15 protein-coding genes are annotated in these 17016 nt (G+C 61.3%); 9 read left to right on the top strand and 6 right to left on the bottom strand.

The genetic code is table 11. From position 1 onward, the window contains the following. Positions 1-90 precede the first annotated feature (90 nt). Both BFP95_RS17355 and BFP95_RS17350 read left to right on the top strand, forming a co-directional pair. A complete protein-coding gene (locus BFP95_RS17355; protein ID WP_065882064.1) occupies positions 91-708 on the top strand; it encodes a TPM domain-containing protein in 618 nt (205 codons plus the stop codon). 209 nt (positions 709-917) lie between these two features. Continuing rightward, positions 918-2135, top strand: coding sequence for a class I SAM-dependent methyltransferase (locus tag BFP95_RS17350; RefSeq protein ID WP_065874702.1), 1218 nt, complete (start codon positions 918-920; stop codon positions 2133-2135). A gap of 89 nt (positions 2136-2224) precedes the next feature. On the opposite strand, the gene BFP95_RS17345 is transcribed toward BFP95_RS17350, so the two are convergent. From BFP95_RS17345 to BFP95_RS17325, 5 genes are all read right to left on the bottom strand, one after another. Next, positions 2225-3124, bottom strand: coding sequence for a DMT family transporter (locus BFP95_RS17345; protein ID WP_065874703.1), 900 nt, complete (start codon positions 3122-3124; stop codon positions 2225-2227). 382 nt (positions 3125-3506) lie between these two features. Continuing rightward, positions 3507-6071, bottom strand: a complete 2565-nt coding sequence (locus BFP95_RS17340; RefSeq protein WP_065910477.1) for a TonB-dependent receptor — start codon at positions 6069-6071, stop codon at positions 3507-3509. A 127-nt stretch (positions 6072-6198) separates the two neighbouring features. Next, complete coding sequence (locus BFP95_RS17335) at positions 6199-7167, bottom strand: FecR family protein (protein ID WP_065882067.1); 969 nt, start codon at positions 7165-7167, stop codon at positions 6199-6201. After that, positions 7164-7703: an RNA polymerase sigma factor gene (locus BFP95_RS17330; RefSeq protein WP_065910476.1), complete on the bottom strand. Its 540-nt coding sequence runs from the start codon at positions 7701-7703 to the stop codon at positions 7164-7166. The genes BFP95_RS17335 and BFP95_RS17330 overlap by 4 nt, the downstream gene beginning before the upstream one ends. Before the next feature lie 211 nt (positions 7704-7914). Continuing rightward, entirely contained in the window at positions 7915-8931 is a 1017-nt protein-coding gene (locus BFP95_RS17325) for a DUF4917 family protein (RefSeq protein WP_065882069.1), read from the bottom strand. A gap of 125 nt (positions 8932-9056) precedes the next feature. On the opposite strand from BFP95_RS17325, the gene yiaY reads away from it, so the two are divergent. The 6 genes from yiaY (at position 9057) to BFP95_RS17295 (ending at position 15519) form a co-directional block, all read left to right on the top strand. Then, complete coding sequence (gene yiaY / locus BFP95_RS17320; protein ID WP_065874708.1) at positions 9057-10205, top strand: L-threonine dehydrogenase; 1149 nt, start codon at positions 9057-9059, stop codon at positions 10203-10205. 92 nt (positions 10206-10297) lie between these two features. Then, positions 10298-10972, top strand: coding sequence for an NAD(P)H-binding protein (locus BFP95_RS17315; RefSeq protein WP_065882071.1), 675 nt, complete (start codon positions 10298-10300; stop codon positions 10970-10972). Then, complete coding sequence (locus BFP95_RS17310) at positions 10972-11883, top strand: LysR family transcriptional regulator (protein WP_065874710.1); 912 nt, start codon at positions 10972-10974, stop codon at positions 11881-11883. Before BFP95_RS17315 ends, BFP95_RS17310 begins: the two co-directional genes overlap by 1 nt. Positions 11884-11996: 113 nt before the next feature. Next, the gene (locus tag BFP95_RS17305) at positions 11997-13190 is read left to right on the top strand and encodes a CaiB/BaiF CoA transferase family protein (protein ID WP_065910475.1); all 1194 of its coding nucleotides are present in this window, start codon (positions 11997-11999) and stop codon (positions 13188-13190) included. Then, positions 13187-14128 (top strand): hydroxymethylglutaryl-CoA lyase, encoded by a 942-nt coding sequence (locus BFP95_RS17300; protein WP_065910474.1) that lies wholly within the window; start codon positions 13187-13189, stop codon positions 14126-14128. Before BFP95_RS17305 ends, BFP95_RS17300 begins: the two co-directional genes overlap by 4 nt. Before the next feature lie 59 nt (positions 14129-14187). Beyond that, positions 14188-15519 carry an MFS transporter gene (locus tag BFP95_RS17295; RefSeq protein ID WP_065874713.1) on the top strand — a complete coding sequence of 444 codons (1332 nt, stop codon included), beginning with the start codon at positions 14188-14190 and terminating at the stop codon, positions 15517-15519. Here the strand turns inward: BFP95_RS17295 and BFP95_RS17290 are convergent, their stop codons facing one another. Beyond that, positions 15520-16008: a DMT family transporter gene (locus tag BFP95_RS17290; RefSeq protein WP_065874714.1), complete on the bottom strand. Its 489-nt coding sequence runs from the start codon at positions 16006-16008 to the stop codon at positions 15520-15522. A 68-nt stretch (positions 16009-16076) separates the two neighbouring features. Between BFP95_RS17290 and BFP95_RS17285 the strand changes: the two genes are divergently transcribed. Further along, positions 16077-17003 (top strand): LysR substrate-binding domain-containing protein, encoded by a 927-nt coding sequence (locus BFP95_RS17285; protein ID WP_065874715.1) that lies wholly within the window; start codon positions 16077-16079, stop codon positions 17001-17003. The last annotated feature ends 13 nt before the right edge of the window (positions 17004-17016 follow it).

The following is a 17016-nucleotide window of genomic DNA, read 5'->3' as shown; positions in this document are numbered from 1 at the left end:
GTGGTGGTTTCCGGGGTGGCGGCGGCGGCTTCGGCGGCGGCGGGGCCTCGGGCGGCTGGTAATGACAATAATGAGAGAGCAACTACAACCATGGCATTACTGACTGAACACGAGCAGCGCCAAGTCGCCGAAGCGATCGCCCGCGTGGAAAAAACCACCGACGCCGAACTGGTGACCGTGCTGGCCGCCCGCGCCGATGACTACGCCTATATCCCGCTGCTGTGGGCGAGCCTGATCGCGTTGGTGGTGCCGGGCGTGGTGCATTATTTGTCGGGTTACCTGACCATGTACACCTTGCTGTTGGCGCAATGGGCGACATTCATCGTGTTGTGCCTGGTGTTCCGCTTGCCCAAGGTCACCACGCGCTTGATTCCACGTTCGGTGCGCCATTGGCGCGCGTCCAACCTGGCGCGGCGGCAGTTCCTGGAGCAGAACCTGCACCACACGCAGGGCAGCACCGGGGTGCTGATTTTTGTCAGCGAGGCCGAGCGCTATGTGGAGATTCTGGTCGACGACGGGATTTCCAGGCACCTGGATGACAGCAGTTGGGACGCCATCGTCAAGGCGTTTACCCAGCAGGTAAAGCAGGGGCAGACGTTGGCCGGGTTTATCAGTTGCATTGAGGCCTGCGGTGAATTGTTGAAGGTGCATGTGCCGGTCACCCAAACCCGTAATGAACTGCCGAATCGCCTGGTCGTACTCGAATAACCCAGACACCACCGGTTTATGTGGGAGCTGGCTTGCCTGCGATGCGGACGACTCGGTCCACCAGGCAAACCGAGGTGATGCCATCGCAGGCAAGCCAGCTCCCACAGGGTTTTGAGGTGACCAGATAACCGTTGATCAAATAACCCCGTGCCCTAAACCCCCATCCCCCCTAAAATGCCCGGCATTCCCAGCCCGAGGCGTTTTTGTTCATGTCTGTCACCGCTCAACCTGCCCGCCCTGCGCCGGACCATCACGCCGAGTTCATCGAACTGCTCAGCGCAAGCCTCGCGCAAAACGCCTTTATCAAGCTGGTGCTGGCCAAATACGTCGGTGAAGAGGCCGAATTGCAGCGGCTGATCATCAAGCCGGTAGTGGTCAAGGAGCAGGCATGCCTGTCCTTCGTCTATCGCTACAAAACCCGTGACATCACCAAAAACTTCCCGTTGGCAGAGGCCGTGGCGGCGATTGCCGAGCTGCTGCCGGCGCAGTTCAAAAACGCCCACCTGCTGTCGCTGACCGACGAAGTCCAGTTGGAATACAGCAAGAAGAACAAAAGCTCGCTGTTCAAAAGCAAGCCGCAGCAACTGCGTGAGGCGCCCTCGGCCGAGCATAACCGCGAGAAAAATCGCTTCCTCGACCTGAGCCGGCCGTTTCTCGCCGACCTGGGTGTGACCGACGCCAAGCAGGCGCTGATCCCGTCGATGTCGCGCAAGTGGAAGCAGATCAACAAGTTCATCGAAGTGTTCAGCCATGCGCTGACCTCGTCACCCTTGAAGCTGGATCAACCGGTGCGCGTGGCGGACTTTGGTTCGGGCAAGGGCTACCTGACGTTCGCCATCCACGACTACCTGCGCAACACCCTCAAGGCCGAGGGTGAAGTGACGGGCGTGGAGCTGCGTGAAGACATGGTGACCCTGTGCAACACCGCCGCCGCTCGCCTGGAACACCCGGGGCTGGTGTTCAAATGCGGCGATGTGCGCAGCGTGGCGCCGAGCGAGCTGGACGTGATGATCGCCCTGCATGCCTGCGACATTGCCACTGACTATGCGATCCACACCGGCATCCGCTCCGGCGCGTCGATCATCATGTGCTCGCCGTGCTGCCACAAACAGATTCGCCTGCAGATCCAGAGCCCGGTGCTGCTCAAACCGATGCTGCAATACGGCCTGCACCTGGGCCAGCAGGCGGAAATGGTCACCGACAGTTTGCGCGCGCTGTTCCTGGAGGCCTGTGGTTATGAAACCAAGGTGTTCGAGTTCATCTCGCTGGAACACACCAACAAGAACAAGATGATCCTCGCGGTGAAGCGTGCAGAGCCGATGGACAACGCGCAGTTGCTGGAGAAAATCCAGGAGCTGAAGGCGTTCTACCACATCACCGAACACTGCCTGGAAACCCTGCTGCGCGCGGATGGGTACCTGACCTGAAGTGAGCACGGTCGCCTGTGGGAGCTGGCTTGCCTGCGATAGCGATGTGTCAGTCACCACCGCTATCGCAGGCAAGCCAGCTCCCACATTCAGACCGCGCTCGGCTTGGGAGCTGGCGCAGGCTGCACCGCCGTCTTGCGCCCCAGCATCACCGTCACAATCACCCCGCACGCAAACACCCAGGTAATCGGCTCGATGTGTTCACCAAAGAACAGCGCCGAGAACGCGATGGTGAAGAAGATCTGCAACAGCTGAATCTGACTGACCCGCGCAATCCCGCCCATGGCCAACCCGGCATACCAGGCGAAGAACCCCAAAAACTGCGAGAACAGCGACACATAACCAAACGCCCACCACGCGCGCATGGAAATCGCCTCTTGATGCTGCGCCGCCAAGTACCACACCGGGCCGATCAACACCGGCGTCGACAGTACCAGCGCCCAGCAGATCACCTGCCAGCCACCCATCTCCTTGGCCAGTCGTCCGCCTTCGGCATAACCCAGGCCGCCCACGGCAATCGCGCCAAGCATCAGCAGGTCGCCCGCCTGAATACTGCCGGCCCCGGTGATCAGCGCATAACTCAACACCAGGCCGCTGCCCAGCGCCGCGCAGGCCCAGAAGGCTTTTGACGGTCGCTCATGGGACAGCCACGCCGCATACAGCGCTACGCACAACGGTTGCAGGCCATTGACCAGCGCGCCATGGGACGCTGGCAAGGTTTGCATGGCCCAGGCCGACAGCACCGGAAAACCCAGAATCACGCCCGCGATCACCAGGCACAGCCCGCGCACCTGACGCCAGCTCGGCCAGCGTTCACGCCGCCACAGCAACAGCGCCGCCGCCGGGATCGCCGCGAACAGCGCGCGGCCCAGGCCGTTGAGCAACGGGTGCATTTCCTGCACCACGATGCGGGTGAAGGGCAGGGTCAGGCTGAAGATGATGACGCCCAGCAGGCCGAGGGCCATGCCGGTGTTTTCGCGCGAACTCATGGGGAAGAACCGAAATCTGGAGGGCTTTAAGGGAAACCCATCTAGCCACAACCCCCGCTGATTGCGGGCCTACAGCTGGGCGCGGATTTATCCGTACAGTTGAGTCCCGGTGGGGGCTGGCTTGCCTGCGATAGCCACAGGTATCTACACAACTTTCAAGGCTGCAAAATCTCCCTGTAGTGAGCGGGCTTGCCCCGCGCTGGGCTGCGAAGCGGCCCCAACAAAGGCTGCGCCGAGTTCCAGGTAGGACCAGGTCGCCTGGTTTGGGGCCGCTTCGCAGCCCAGCGCGGGGCAAGCCCGCTCACTACAAGTGCGATAGCATCACCTAGGCCTACGTGATCCACCGAGGTGTCTGCATCGCGGGCAAGCCCGGCTCCCACATTTAGAAGAAGCGCGTGATGCTGATCTTGGCGTTGCGCCCTTCGCTGTAGACACCCTCGCCGCTGAGAGCCGGCTGGTAGCTGCGGTTGAATAGGTTGTCGACGGTGAAGTTGATCTCGGTGCCTTTGAGGCCGGCCTGCTGCGGTTTCCAATTGGCGAACAGGCCCTGGGTGTCGTAACTGGCGTTCTCGGTTTGGTCGTAGATAAAGTCGCCGATGCTGGAGTTGAATCCACCAGGGTAAATGTCGGTGGGCACCCGGTCGGTCTTGCGCACGAACTGGCCCTGCCAGCCCACTTGTGCGTCCCAGCTCGGTATCTTGGTACCCAGCACCACCACCCATTTGGCCGGTGGAATATCCCGCGCCCACACATGACGGTCGGTAGCCCAAGGGTTGGTGTAGGGGTTGTCGCGTTTACCTGTAGCCCAGGAGTAAGTCAGGGAGCCGAACACGTATGTCGAATCGTAGTAGCTTTCGAGCTCGACGCCCTTGATGGTCATGCCGCCGACGTTGCGATAGTTGGTTCTGGACGCCGTGTCGTTGCACACCGTATCGATATTGCCCGGCACGGTCATTTGCCGTTCGCAGCCGATGCCGGTGGCCTTCATGATCTCGTCTTCGATGCGGTTGTGAAACAGCGTGGTGCGCAGTTGCAGGTTGTCATCGCGGGTGAAAATGCGCGAGAAGTTGGTGACGTTGCCCGCGGTAATCGCCGTAATGCGCTCGGGCTTGAGGTTGAGGCTTGTGGCGCTGCGCGTGCTGGCGGCGCCCTGGACTTCATACTGTTCATCGATGACCGGCGCACGCCACGTGCGGTTCCAGCTGGCGAAGAAGGCCACATCCGGGGTCACGTTCCAGAACGCTGCCAGGCGCGGTGACCAGCCCGTGTAGGTGCGGTCGCTGTAGTCATGGCCGACGCGCGGGTCCGGGTTGCTGTAGTACGGCGCATCATTGGCTTCGCCGCGGTTGCGCACGTGGTCATAGCGCAGGGACGGGGTGATGGTCACATCCCCAAGCGTGACCGCGTCCTGCAGGTAGAACGAATTTGTGTCGACCTTGCCGTGGGGCATGAAATACGGCTGGAAATGCCCATAGTTGTATCTCGCGGTGTTGTAGGTGGCGCCGGGCATCCAGCTTTCGGTTTCGCGGTCGTGCTTGCGGATCTGCACGCCAGTGGTCACTGCGTGTTCCAGCGGGCCGGTGGTCAACAGGCTGATATTGCGCAGCTCAAGGATGCGGTCGGCATAAGACGTTTCCATCTTGCGTCCACCGGTGCTCAGACCAATCACGGCATTTTCGGCGCGTTCGTCAGTCTGGTCGGTCTTGGAGAACGAGTAGCTGAGCTTCAAGTCGATTAATGGGTTGTTCAGCGGCTGGTACTGGTAGTTGCCCGACCAGGTGGTGTCCACGGTTTCACGGTCGGCCAGGAAACGTGTCAGCGCGCCTTTGTAGCCATACCGGTCGATCGCCGCTTGCGTCGGCGGTGACGGGTAGGATTTAGCCGAGAACGGCGCCATGCGCTCGCTTTTGGCACTGGAGTAGGACAAGCCCATGCTGTGTTCGTCGGTAAAGTGGGCATTGACCTTGAACAGTTGGCCCTCTACATCCTGTGCACTGTTGGGCAGGCGCTTGGGGTTGATCGGGTATTGATTGCGCGGGTCGGGCGGAGTGCCGGCGAGCTTCAAGTCGTCGCCGTCGCGCTTGGTCAGGTAAATCAGGCCATCCATGCGACCATCGTCGGTGCGGCCATATACCGCGCCGCTGTACACCTGTTCGTGGGTGTTGCTGGAGTAGCCGTACTTGGCCATCGCCCCGGCGTTACGCCCGTCCTTGAGCAGGTCTGGCGCATCCTTGGTGGTCATGTTGACCGTGCCGCCGAAGCCGCCGTTACCGGTGAACGGCGAGTAAGGGCCTTTCTCCACCTCAATGCTCTTGATCAACTCGGGCTCGATGAAGACCGTGCCTTGTTGATAGCGCTCGAAGCCACTTTTGGTCGCGCCATCCACGGTCATCGGCACATCTTCTGCATCGCCCATGCCGCGAATGTTCATGGTCTGGCCACCTGGCTTGGGCGAGCCGCCCATGAACACACCGGGCAAAGTCTGCAACAGCGAAGGGATGTTGTCGGGCTGGTAACGGTCAATATCGGCCTGGCTCAAGGTGGAGCGGCCTACGGTGCTGGAGTCGACCTCGTTACCGGTGCCGATCACGCTCAGGGCGTCCAACTGAATCGAACCGCTCTGGGTAGTTTTCGCCTCTTCGGGCCTTACCACATAGGTGTTGCCGACTTTGATCAGGGTGAACTCACCATTTTTCAGCAAGGTGCGAATCGCCACTTCCGCGGTGAAGTCACCGTCGAGTGCCGGCGCCTGCACATTCCTGAACAGCGCTTCATCGAACAACAGCTGGATTTTCGCCTGCTGCGCCACCTGGCTCAGGGATGTCGCCAGGGCCTGGGCGGGCAGCTTGAATGGCTCCGCTTGGGCGCTGAGGCTGAATGCCAGGCAGGTGGCGATGAGGGTCGGTCGAAGCAATAGGTGCGAAGCGTGGCAAGGCGCGCGAAACATGAAATCCCCCGGTGTGGCCAAATGGCCAAAAAGGCGTGCGTATTGAATGCAGACCGGAGGAAGACGGGGCAGATAAAAAAATCCACACCTGCGAATGCAAAATATTCTCAAATAAGAATTTGCGCGGTTATTTGCTCGGTTCGATTTTGATAATGCCGTCCGCCGACGCCACGGTTTTCACCGGCAACAGGGCGGGCAGGGCGTTGAGCAGGGCGTCTGGATCATTCACATCAAGATTGCCCGAGACCTTGAGGTGCGCCACGGCGTTGCTGACCTGCAACGGCGCCTGAGGGCGATACAGGCTCAACTCGTCGATCAGGCTGGCGAGTTCGCGGTTGCGAAACGACAAGTGTCCGCTGCGCCAGTCAGCGACTTCCTCGAAGGGAAGGGTTTGCTGCTGCAACGAACCATTGGCATAGCGGTAGGTAGCACGTTGCTGGGCGCCAAGCAGCGTCACCGGGCTTTTTGCATCCGGCTCGAAGGCGACCTGGCCATGGGCGACGCTGATCACCAGTTGCTGCTGGCTGCGGCGCACGTCAAAGCCGGTGCCGACCACGCGCACGCTGGCTTCACCCGCTTGCACGAACAGCGGTCGTTCCTTGTCGGCGGCCACCTCGATGTACAGCTGGCCCTTGTCCAGGTGCACGATGCGCTGGTGCGCGGTGAAGTCCACACGCACGCGGGTGTTGGCATTCACATACAAGGTACTGCCGTCGGGCAGGTTGAGGGTGCGCATGCCTTTGGCGTGCGCCGTTACCTGGGTGTGATACAGCTCGCGGGGCGCGCCGATGTGGGTCGCCAGCACCGCGCACAGCAAGGCGGCGGCCACGGCCAGGGCAGGGCGCCATACCGACGGTTTGCGCTTGGGCAGCGTCGCGGGCTTGTTCAGTTGCTGTAACTGGGCCAGGTCGGCCCACAGTTGCTCGAATTCGGCATAGGCGCGGGCATGGGCGGGCTCAGCCTGCCAGGCGGCAAACGCTTTGCGGTCGGCGCGCCCCATGTCATTGCGGTTGCGGGCAAACCAGCTGGCGGCTTGGGCATCGATGGCGTCGCTGGCTTCGATGTCCAAGAGCTCGGTGTCGCTCAGGCGATTCATTCTGGCTGCTCCGTGCCGGGTTCTTGTTGAAGGCTTCGCTTGCAATGCAGCAGGGCAAAGGCGATGTGTTTTTCCACCATGCTGGTGGAAATGCCCATGCGTTCGGCGATCTGCGCTTGGCTCAAGCCTTCGAAGCGGTGCAGCATAAGGGCTTCTCGCCGGCGGGGCGAGAGTCCGGCGAGGACTTCTTTCAACTGTTCCAGGCGTTGCAAGCGTTGCGCGGCGGCCATGGGGTCGTTTTGCTCGTCGGTGACCGGTTCCGCGTCCATGTCGGCCTGATCAACGTGAACGGAGTGCCGCACCTTCTGTTTGCGCCAGTGATCACGCAGCAGGTTGCGCGCCATCTGGAACAGAAACGCCCGTGGCTGCTCGACCTTGGCCCGGTCGCGGTAGTCCAGCCACTGGGTAAAGACATCCTGCGTCATGTCCGCCGCGTCGCTGGCGTTGTCCGTGCGTCTGCGCAGGAAATACAGGATATCTGTATAAAACCCGCGAAAGGCATCGGCCGACAACGGGTCGTGCTTGGGACGAGACATGGATATCCTTCTGGACGAAGCACGATTTGGAAAAGTCGTGAATGATATCGAGAATTATTGCTATTTGTCTCTCTGTAACAGATGTCCTCAATCAAAAATGTGGGAGCGGGCTTGCTCGCGAAAGCGGTGGGTCAGACAGCGGATCTGTTGACTGTTACACCGCATTCGCGAGCAAGCCCGCTCTCACAGTTGATCTCCTTCGTTCAGGGGATCAGCGTTCGACGGGGACTGACAGTGCAGAATTACCCAATGGATGCGTACGCGCCGCGAAGAACTTCAGCTCCACGCCAGTGCCATCAAATAACTCCGAATACCGCCGTTTCTGCTGCCGAATAAACCCATCGCTGCGCCCCGAAACCGAGATCGCCAGGGTCGTCAGTTTGGCTTGGCGAATCGCATCCACCAGATGCTTATCCTGCGGTCCCAAGTCATGGCCAAAGATGCACAGCGCGCCCTCATGCGTCAGCAACTGCTCATAGCAAAACGACAGATAGTCCGAACTGCGGATGGTCTTGAGCTTCTCCTCAACCTTGCCTTCGCTGACAAACAGCGGAACATCGTCGAGGGTCTTGATCGTGTTGTTGATGGCAAAACTGCTGAGCAACGTGCTGTCGGTGGTCGGCAATTTGCGCGCGGTGCCATCAAGGTTGCGCACCAGGTGCAGACCGCCATGCAGGTAGAGGATGCGCGTGGCGCTTGTATGGGTGTTGCGCAGGTCGAAGCTGGCGTCGGCGCTGCGGAACAAGTCGTCGATGCCCGGCGTGTGCAGGATCGCCCAATAGTTGAGCAAGTCGTAGTTGCTGGTGAACACCGTCGCGTAATTGGCCAGTTCGCTGTTGATCGTTGCCAACGTCGACGGCTGCACCAGGCGCCATGGGATGTGCACGGTGTGGATGGTATTGATCAAGGCTTCCTTGATCGCGTAATAGCGATTACGCGGCGCCGCCGAGCTGACCGCCAGGGCCTTGTTGACCCGACTGGTGGTTTTCAATGCACCCAGCGCCTGCTCGAAACTGCGGGTTTGCAGGGCATCGAACACGCTGAGCTCGGAGGGGCTCAGGGGTTTTTCTTCGACGGTGCGGGCGTTTTCGAACAGCGAATCGTAGGCAAAGTCTTCCCAAATCGCGCGGCTTGCGCCGTTGCCGATCAGAATCCCGCTGAAGTCGGTGCTGCTGCGCAGTGCGCTCCAGTCTTCAAGGTGGGCGTCAATATCCTGGAAATCCTTCATTGCGGCGGGTCTACTCGAAATCGGCTGGACGGCGACTTTATCACGAGCGGGCGTTGATCCTGATCAAGATGGCGTAGGCAGGTGAGGTCGATGCTGTAGGCATAAACGTCATCCGAGGATTCGCCATGAGCAGCACCTTCTTCATTCCCGCCGTCAACATCATGGGCACCGACTGCCTCGACGAAGCCATGATCGCCATCCGCAACTACGGCTTTCACAAGGCACTGATCGTCACCGACGCCGGCCTGGCCAAGGCGGGCGTAGCGAGCATGATCGCCGAGAAACTGGCGATGCAGGACATCGACTCAGTGATCTACGACGGCGCCAAGCCCAACCCCAATGTGGAAAACGTCGAGAAAGGCCTGGCGCTGTTGCAACAGAGCGACTGCGACTTCGTGGTGTCACTGGGCGGCGGCTCGCCCCATGACTGTGCCAAGGGTATCGCCCTGTGCGCCACCAACGGCGGGCATATCGGCGACTACGAAGGCGTCGATCAGTCGAGCAAACCGCAACTGCCACTGGTGGCCATCAACACCACCGCCGGCACCGCCAGCGAGATGACCCGTTTTTGCATCATCACCGACGAAACCCGCCACGTGAAAATGGCCATCGTCGACCGCAACGTTACACCGCTGCTGTCGGTCAACGACCCGAGCCTGATGGTCGGCATGCCCAAGGGCCTCACTGCTGCCACCGGCATGGACGCGTTGACCCACGCGATTGAAGCCTACGTGTCCACGGCCGCTACACCGATCACCGACGCCTGCGCGATCAAGGCCATCGAACTGATCAGCGCCAACCTGCGCCTGGCCGTACGCGACGGCAGCGACAAAGCGGCAAGGGAAAACATGGCCTACGCGCAGTTCCTCGCCGGGATGGCGTTCAACAATGCATCGTTGGGCTTCGTGCACGCCATGGCGCACCAGTTGGGTGGTCTTTACGATCTGCCCCACGGCGTGTGCAACGCGGTGTTGCTGCCCCACGTACAAAGCTTCAACGCCAGCGTCAGCGCCAAACGCTTGAGCGACGTGGGCCGCGCATTGGGCGCCGACATCAAGGGCATCACCGACGAAGAGGGCGCACAAGCCGCCATCGCCGCGATTCGTAGCCTGGCCTCGGACGTTGAAATCCCGGCGGGCCTGCGAGAATTGGGCGCCAAGTTGCAGGACATTCCGCTGCTGGCGACCAATGCGCTCAAGGATGCCTGTGGTTTGACCAACCCACGGCGGGCGGATCAGCGTCAAATTGAGGAGATCTTTCGTAACGCGTTCTGAATGGGGTAGTTATGAGCTGCAAGCGGTAAGCTACAGGCTGAACTGCATTCAACTTGAGCTTGAAGCTTGCGGCTTGCCGCTGAGGTCCCCCTATGAGAGTTCTGCTATTCGGCGCCACCGGCATGGTCGGTCAGGGCGTGCTACGCGAGTGCCTGTTGGCCGCCGACGTTCAGGAAGTCATCGCCGTGGGCCGCACGCCCTTGACCCAGGAACACGGCAAGCTGCATCAGGTGTTGCACGGCGACATGCTGGATTTCCAACCTTTGGAAAACCTGCTGCAAGGTTTTGATGCGTGCTTCTTCTGCCTCGGCGTTTCGTCGGCAGGGATGAATGAAACCAAGTACACCCACCTCACCTATGACCTCACTCTGGTCGCGGCCAGCACCCTGGCGCGGCTCAATCCGCAGATGACCTTTATCTATGTATCCGGCGCCGGGACCGACAGTTCCGAGGCGGGCAAGTCGATGTGGGCGCGGGTCAAGGGCAAGACCGAGAATGCCCTGCTGCGCCTGCCGTTCAAGGCGGTGTATCTGTTTCGACCGGGGGTGATCCAGCCCTTGCATGGCGTGCGCTCGAAGACGCCGTTGTACCAGACCTTCTATTCGGTGCTTGGGCCGTTGTTGTCGTTTGTCCGGCGGATAAAACCGGGTTGGGTGGTAAGCACCGAGACCGTCGGCCGGGCTATGTTGCAGGCGGCGAGTCATGGCGCGTCGCAGCCAGTGGTGGAGCAGGCCGAGATCAATCGGTTGGCCAGCGAGCGTCGCTGATGATGCACAAAAGCCTGGTGCGTCGGCTGGATCTGATCACGCTGCAATTGTTTGTCGCGGTATTTGAGGAAGGTACGCTGACCCGTGCCGCCAACCGTGAAGCCATTGCCGTTTCGGCTGCCAGCAAGCGCTTGATGGAACTGGAGCAGGTGCTGGGCGTAAGCCTGTTTGTGCGGCGGGCCAAGGGCATGGAGCTGACCGCAGCCGGCGAAACCCTGTTGCACCATGCACGGCAGATGCTGTTCAACGTCGAAAAGATGGGCCTGGAATTGGGCGAACACAGCCACGGCGTGCGCGGCTATGTGCGGATGCTGGCCAATCTGTCGGCGATCATTCAGTTCCTTCCTGAAGATTTGCGGGACTTTTCCGAGCAGCACCCCGAAGTGAAAACCGACTTGGAAGAGCGCCCCAGCAACGGCGTGGTGCAAGGCGTTCTGGATGGCGTGGCGGACTTGGGGATTTGCTCCATTGACACTGACACCAAGGGCCTGCCGAGCGTGACGTATCGGCACGACAAATTGGTGGTGCTGATGCCGGCGGATCATCCGTTGGCAACCCGGGAAACCCTGGCATTTGCCGAAACCCTGGACAGCGATTACGTCGGCCTGCACGCCGCCAGCTCCATCAATATGCGCACCCACGCCGCCGCGCGCGAGGCGGGCAAGATGCTGCGCCTGCGCATTCATGTGCCGGGGTTTGATGCGATGTGCCGGATGGTCCAGGCGAATATGGGTATTGGCATCCTGCCGCAAAAGGCCTATGAACTTTTCGGTCGCGCGTTGGGGTTACATGCCGTGCCGTTGACGGATGACTGGTCGGATCGCAGCCTGATCCTGGTGGTGCGTGATGAGGCACAGCTGTCGCCGGTCAGCCGGCTGTTGTTCGAATATCTGCGCAAGATGCCGGTGTAAGCGAACTACAGTGTTCGCATTTCGCGAACGCGCCTTGCCAACTGACGGTTGGATTTCTTCTGCCCCTGTCCTCTAGCCTTGGTCGCACATTCCAAGAATAAGAGGTACACGCCATGACGGCTCCCCTGAGCGGTATCAAGGTGATCGAGATCGGCACCCTGATTGCCGCGCCGTTCGCCGCCCGGCTGATGGCCGAGTTTGGCGCGGAGGTGATCAAGATCGAAGCCATGGGCCAGGGTGACCCGCTTCGCAAATGGCGAAAGCTGCACGAAGGCACGTCGCTGTGGTGGTACCTGCAATCGCGCAACAAGAAGTCCCTGGCGTTGGACCTCAAGTCGCCAGAAGGGCTGGACTTGATCAAGCAGCTGCTCGGCGACGCCGACGTCCTCATCGAAAACCTGCGCCCCGGCGGCCTGGAAAAACTCGGCCTGGGTTGGGACGTGTTGCACGCGCTCAACCCCAAGCTGACGCTGGTGCGTATTTCTGGCTATGGCCAGACCGGCCCTTATCGCGACCGCCCTGGCTTCGGTGCCATCGGCGAGGCCATGGGCGGCATTCGCTACACCACCGGCAACCCGGATTCGCCGCCCGCGCGGGTCGGTGTGAGCCTCGGTGATTCCCTGGCCTCGTTGCATGGCGTGATCGGCGCGCTGATGTCGTTGCTGCGGGTCAAGACGGGGCAGGGCGATGGGCAGATTGTCGATGTGTCCCTGGCCGAAAGCGTGTTCAACCTGATGGAAAGCCTGGTGCCGGAATACGACATGCTCGGCCATGTGCGTGAACGCAGTGGCGGCGCCTTGCCGGGCATTGCGCCTTCCAATACCTACCTGACGGCCGACGGTGCCTACGTGGTGATTGCCGGCAACAGCGACCCGATCTACAAACGCTTGATGACCACCATCGGCCGCGCCGACCTGGCCGAAGCCCCAGCATTTGCCCACAACGATGGCCGCGCCGCCCAGAGCGGTTTGCTCGACGCCGCGATCACCCACTGGACCAGCAGCCTGCCCATCGACCAAGTGCTCAGCGCCCTGGAGGCCGCCGAAGTGCCGGCCGGGCGTATCTATTCGGTGGCGGACATCGTCAGCGACCCGCACTACCAGGCGCGTGACATGTTGCTCACTGCCGAGTTGCCCGGCGGTGTGTCAGTGAAGATGCCCGGCATCGTGCCCAAACTCTCGGAAACCCCGGGCGGCGTGAACTGGCAGGGCCCGACCCTGGGGCAACACACGGATGAAATTCTCGGCAGCATGGGCCTGGCCGGTGCTGATATCCAACGTCTGAAACGCTCGGGAGTGGTGCAATGATTTCTGATTATTCCGACCCGCTGATTGTGCAGGAAGTGTCCCCGCGCGACGGCCTGCAAATCGAGCCGACGTGGGTCGAGACGGCCGACAAAATCGCCTTGATCGACCAGCTTTCCCAGGCGGGCTTTTCGCGGATCGAGGCCGGTTCATTTGTCTCGCCCAAGGCCATCCCGGCATTGCGTGATGGCGAGCAAGTGTTCCAGGGCATCAGGCGCAAGCCCGGTGTCATCTATGTGGCGTTGATCCCGAATCTCAAGGGGGCGCAGCGCGCTATCGAGTCTCGCGCCGATGAACTGAACCTGGTGATGTCCGCCAGCCAGACCCACAACCTGGCCAATATGCGCATGCGCTGCGAGGCGTCGTTGGCGGCGTTTGGCGATATCGTCAGCTTTGCCGCCGACCACCCGGTGAGGCTCAACGGCAGCATCGCCACCACCTTTGGTTGCCCGTTCGAAGGCAAGATCGACGAAGACCGCGTGCTGCAGATTATCGAGGCCTATCAAGCGCTGGGCATCCAGGGTATCAGCCTGGCCGACACCACGGGCATGGCCAACCCGCGTCAGGTGGAGCGCCTGGTCAAACGCGTGCTGCAGCGCGTCTCGGCCAGTGACCTGACCCTGCATTTTCACAACACCCGCGGCCTGGGGTTGTGCAACGTGCTGGCCGCGTACGAGGCCGGTGCCCGTCGTTTTGACGCGGCGCTCGGTGGCTTGGGCGGCTGCCCGTTTGCGCCGGGGGCGTCGGGCAATATCTGCACCGAAGATTTGGTCAACCTGTGCGAGGAAGTCGGAATTCACACCGGTATCGACCTGCCGCACCTGCTGCAAATGTCCCGCCGCTTGCCGGCCCTGTTGGGCCACGAACTTCTTGGCCAGGTGGCGAAGGCAGGGCGCAATTGCGACCTGCACTCGCCGCCGGCCTATATCGCCACGTTGTAACGCTACACCAGACAACAAAAACAATTGGGCGCCTGTGAGCAGCCCGCTGGAGAGAAACCATGAGCACTAATACGTTGGAGGCCGGCACGCGCCCGGCCGCTGAAATCGATGCCGAAAAAGCCCTGGTCAGCAAGGTCGCCTGGCGCCTGATGCCGCTGATCATGGTGTGCTACCTGTTCGCGTTTTTTGACCGGATCAACATCAGCTTCGCCAAGTTTCAGTTGCAGGCAGACCTGAGCCTGAGCGACACCGCCTACGGCCTGGGCGCCGGTTTGTTTGTGGTGGGTTATGTGATCTTCGAAGTGCCGAGCAACATGATGCTGTACAAGGTCGGCGCGCGGCGCTGGATTGCGCGGATCATGATGTCGTGGGGCCTGGCGACGGCGGCCATGGTGTTTGTCACGGCAGAGTGGCAGTTCTATGCGCTGCGCTTTCTGATCGGGGCGATGGAGGCGGGTTTCGCGCCCGGCGTGCTGTATTACCTGACCCTGTGGTTCCCGCAGCATTTCCGTGGGCGCATCACCTCAATGCTGTTCCTGGCTTCGGCGTTTGCGGGCCTGGTGGGCGCACCGTTTTCCGGCCTGGTACTGGAACACCTCGACGGCGTGTTGCAGATGCGTGGCTGGCACTGGTTGTTCCTGCTCGGCGGCTTGCCGTGCATCGGCCTGGGGTTCCTGGTGCTGACGCGGCTCAAGGACCGCATCGAAGACGCCCATTGGCTGACGCCGGCGGAGAAAGCGTTGCTGTCGAGCCGTATCGCCAAGCATGAGCCGAACCAGCACGGTGGCTCGTTGCTGTCGGCGATCCGTATTCCGGGGTTCCTGATGCTCGGCTTTATCTACTTTTTGATTCAGGTGGCGTCGTACGGCCTCAATTTCTGGGCACCGCAACTGATCCGCAGCGCGGGCACCCAGAGCCCGGTGATGATCGGCCTGCTCACGGCGATTCCGTATGTGTGCGGCGCCATCAGCATGGTGGTGATCGGGCGACTGTCGGATGCTACCGGCGAGCGGCGCAAGTTTGTCTGCGGCCTAGTGGTGCTCGGTGCGGTGGGCTTTTTCAGCGCCGGGATTTTCGCCGACCACACCACCTTCCTGATCATTGCCCTGGGCATGTTGGGCGCAGGCATCATTGCGTCGATCCCGACCTTCTGGACCCTGCCACCCAAATTGCTGGCGGGCGCCGGCGCAGGCGCGGCGGGCGGTATTGCAGTGATCAACACCCTCGGGCAGTTCGGTGGGATTGTCAGCCCGGTGATGGTGGGCCGCATCAAGGACCTCACGGGCAGCACCACCCCGGCGCTGTATGTGATTGGCGTGTGTGCGCTGTTGGCGGCGGCGCTCTTGCTGTGGGGCCTGCCGCAGAAGCTGCGCACACTCGACAAAGGCTGATCAGCTCGCCGTTGACAATGCACGGGCGGGGGAGGCGCTGAACTGAATCAACACCACCCCGCCAATCAACAACAACGCCCCCAGCACGCGGGGCGTTGTCAGTTGGCGCTCAGCCAGGCCGAACAGGCCAAAGTGATCGAGGGCCAGTGACGCAAGAATCTGCCCGGCCATGGCCAACGCGATAAACCCCGAGGCGCCGAGCTTAGGCAATAACATCAACGCCAGGGAAATAAAGCACACGCCGAACGCGCCACCCGCCCACGTCCACAGGGGCGCCTGGGTGACAAACGTCAGGCTCGGCAGCGGTAAACGCATCGCGATAATCACCGGCAGCAACACGATGATGCTCACCAGCAGCGACGCCAGGGTGGCCCACAACGGGTGGCCGAGCCCGCGCCCGAGGTTGGCGTTGATCGCACTCTGAAACGGCACCACGGCCCCGGCAATCACGGCCAGCGCCAATAAACCCACCCAATGCAATGTTGTCATTTCAAATCTCCCAGAGGTTTTGCTGGACTCTAGGCTATTCGTCGCGCAAATTTAAATTCCAAGTTCTTATGGTGAGCATGCAGCTGATGAATGATCTGCGCCGCATCGACCTCAATCTGTTGGTGATCCTCGACGCCTTGCTCAGCGAGCAACACGTCACCCGTGCCGCCGAGCGTCTGCACCTGAGCCAACCGGCGGTCAGCCATGCGCTGGCGCGCTTGCGTGACCTGCTCGGCGATCCGCTGCTGGTGCGTCAGGGCGGTAGTTTGGTGCCGACCGCCCGCGCGCTGGAATTGGCCACGCCACTGGCTGAAGCCCTGGCCCAGGTGCAAGCCCTGCTGGCGCCGAATCGCTTTGAGCCGGCATCGGCCAAGCGCAGGTTCCGCGTGGCGATGTCTGACTACAGCGCGGCGATTTTGCTACCCGCTCTGGTGCGTACGCTGCGCAATGAAGCACCGGGTATCGATCTGCAAATCATCCAGGCCAGCCGTGAAGGCATGGTGGATGGGGTGCTTAATGGCGACCTCGACCTGGCGGCGGGTGTTTTCCCCGACACGCCCGCCGAGCTGCGTACTACGCCGCTGTTCGAAGAGCACTACACCTGCCTGGTGGACCGCAGCAGTCTGCCGGAGGACGGTACGCTGGATTTGCCCACCTACCTGTCACGGCCGCATGTGTTGTTGGAAATGCGCGGCAGCGGTACGCCGGAAATCGAGCGGGCGTTGACGGCGATCCGGGAACGGCGGCATGTGGCGATCAGCCTGCCGCACTGGGGGGTGGCACCGCAGTTGATACGGGGCACGGACCTGATCCTTACGGTGTCGTCCCGTGGCGTGCTCGATATCGATCATCAGCACTTGCTGGCGGTGCTGCCGCCGTTTCATATTCCGTCGTTTGCATTTGAATTGGCGTGGCATGCACGGCGGGGTGGGGATTCGGGGTTGCAGTGGTTGATTGGGCAGGTGCAGGGTGTATTGTCCGAAGACCACCGCTGACAGGAACAACAAC

The sequence above is a fragment of the Pseudomonas sp. 58 R 12 genome, from assembly GCF_900005865.1.
GTDB lineage: Bacteria > Pseudomonadota > Gammaproteobacteria > Pseudomonadales > Pseudomonadaceae > Aquipseudomonas > Aquipseudomonas tritici.
The sequence above is the reverse complement of the archived record's forward strand: the minus strand, read 5'-3'. Positions and strand labels throughout refer to the sequence as shown.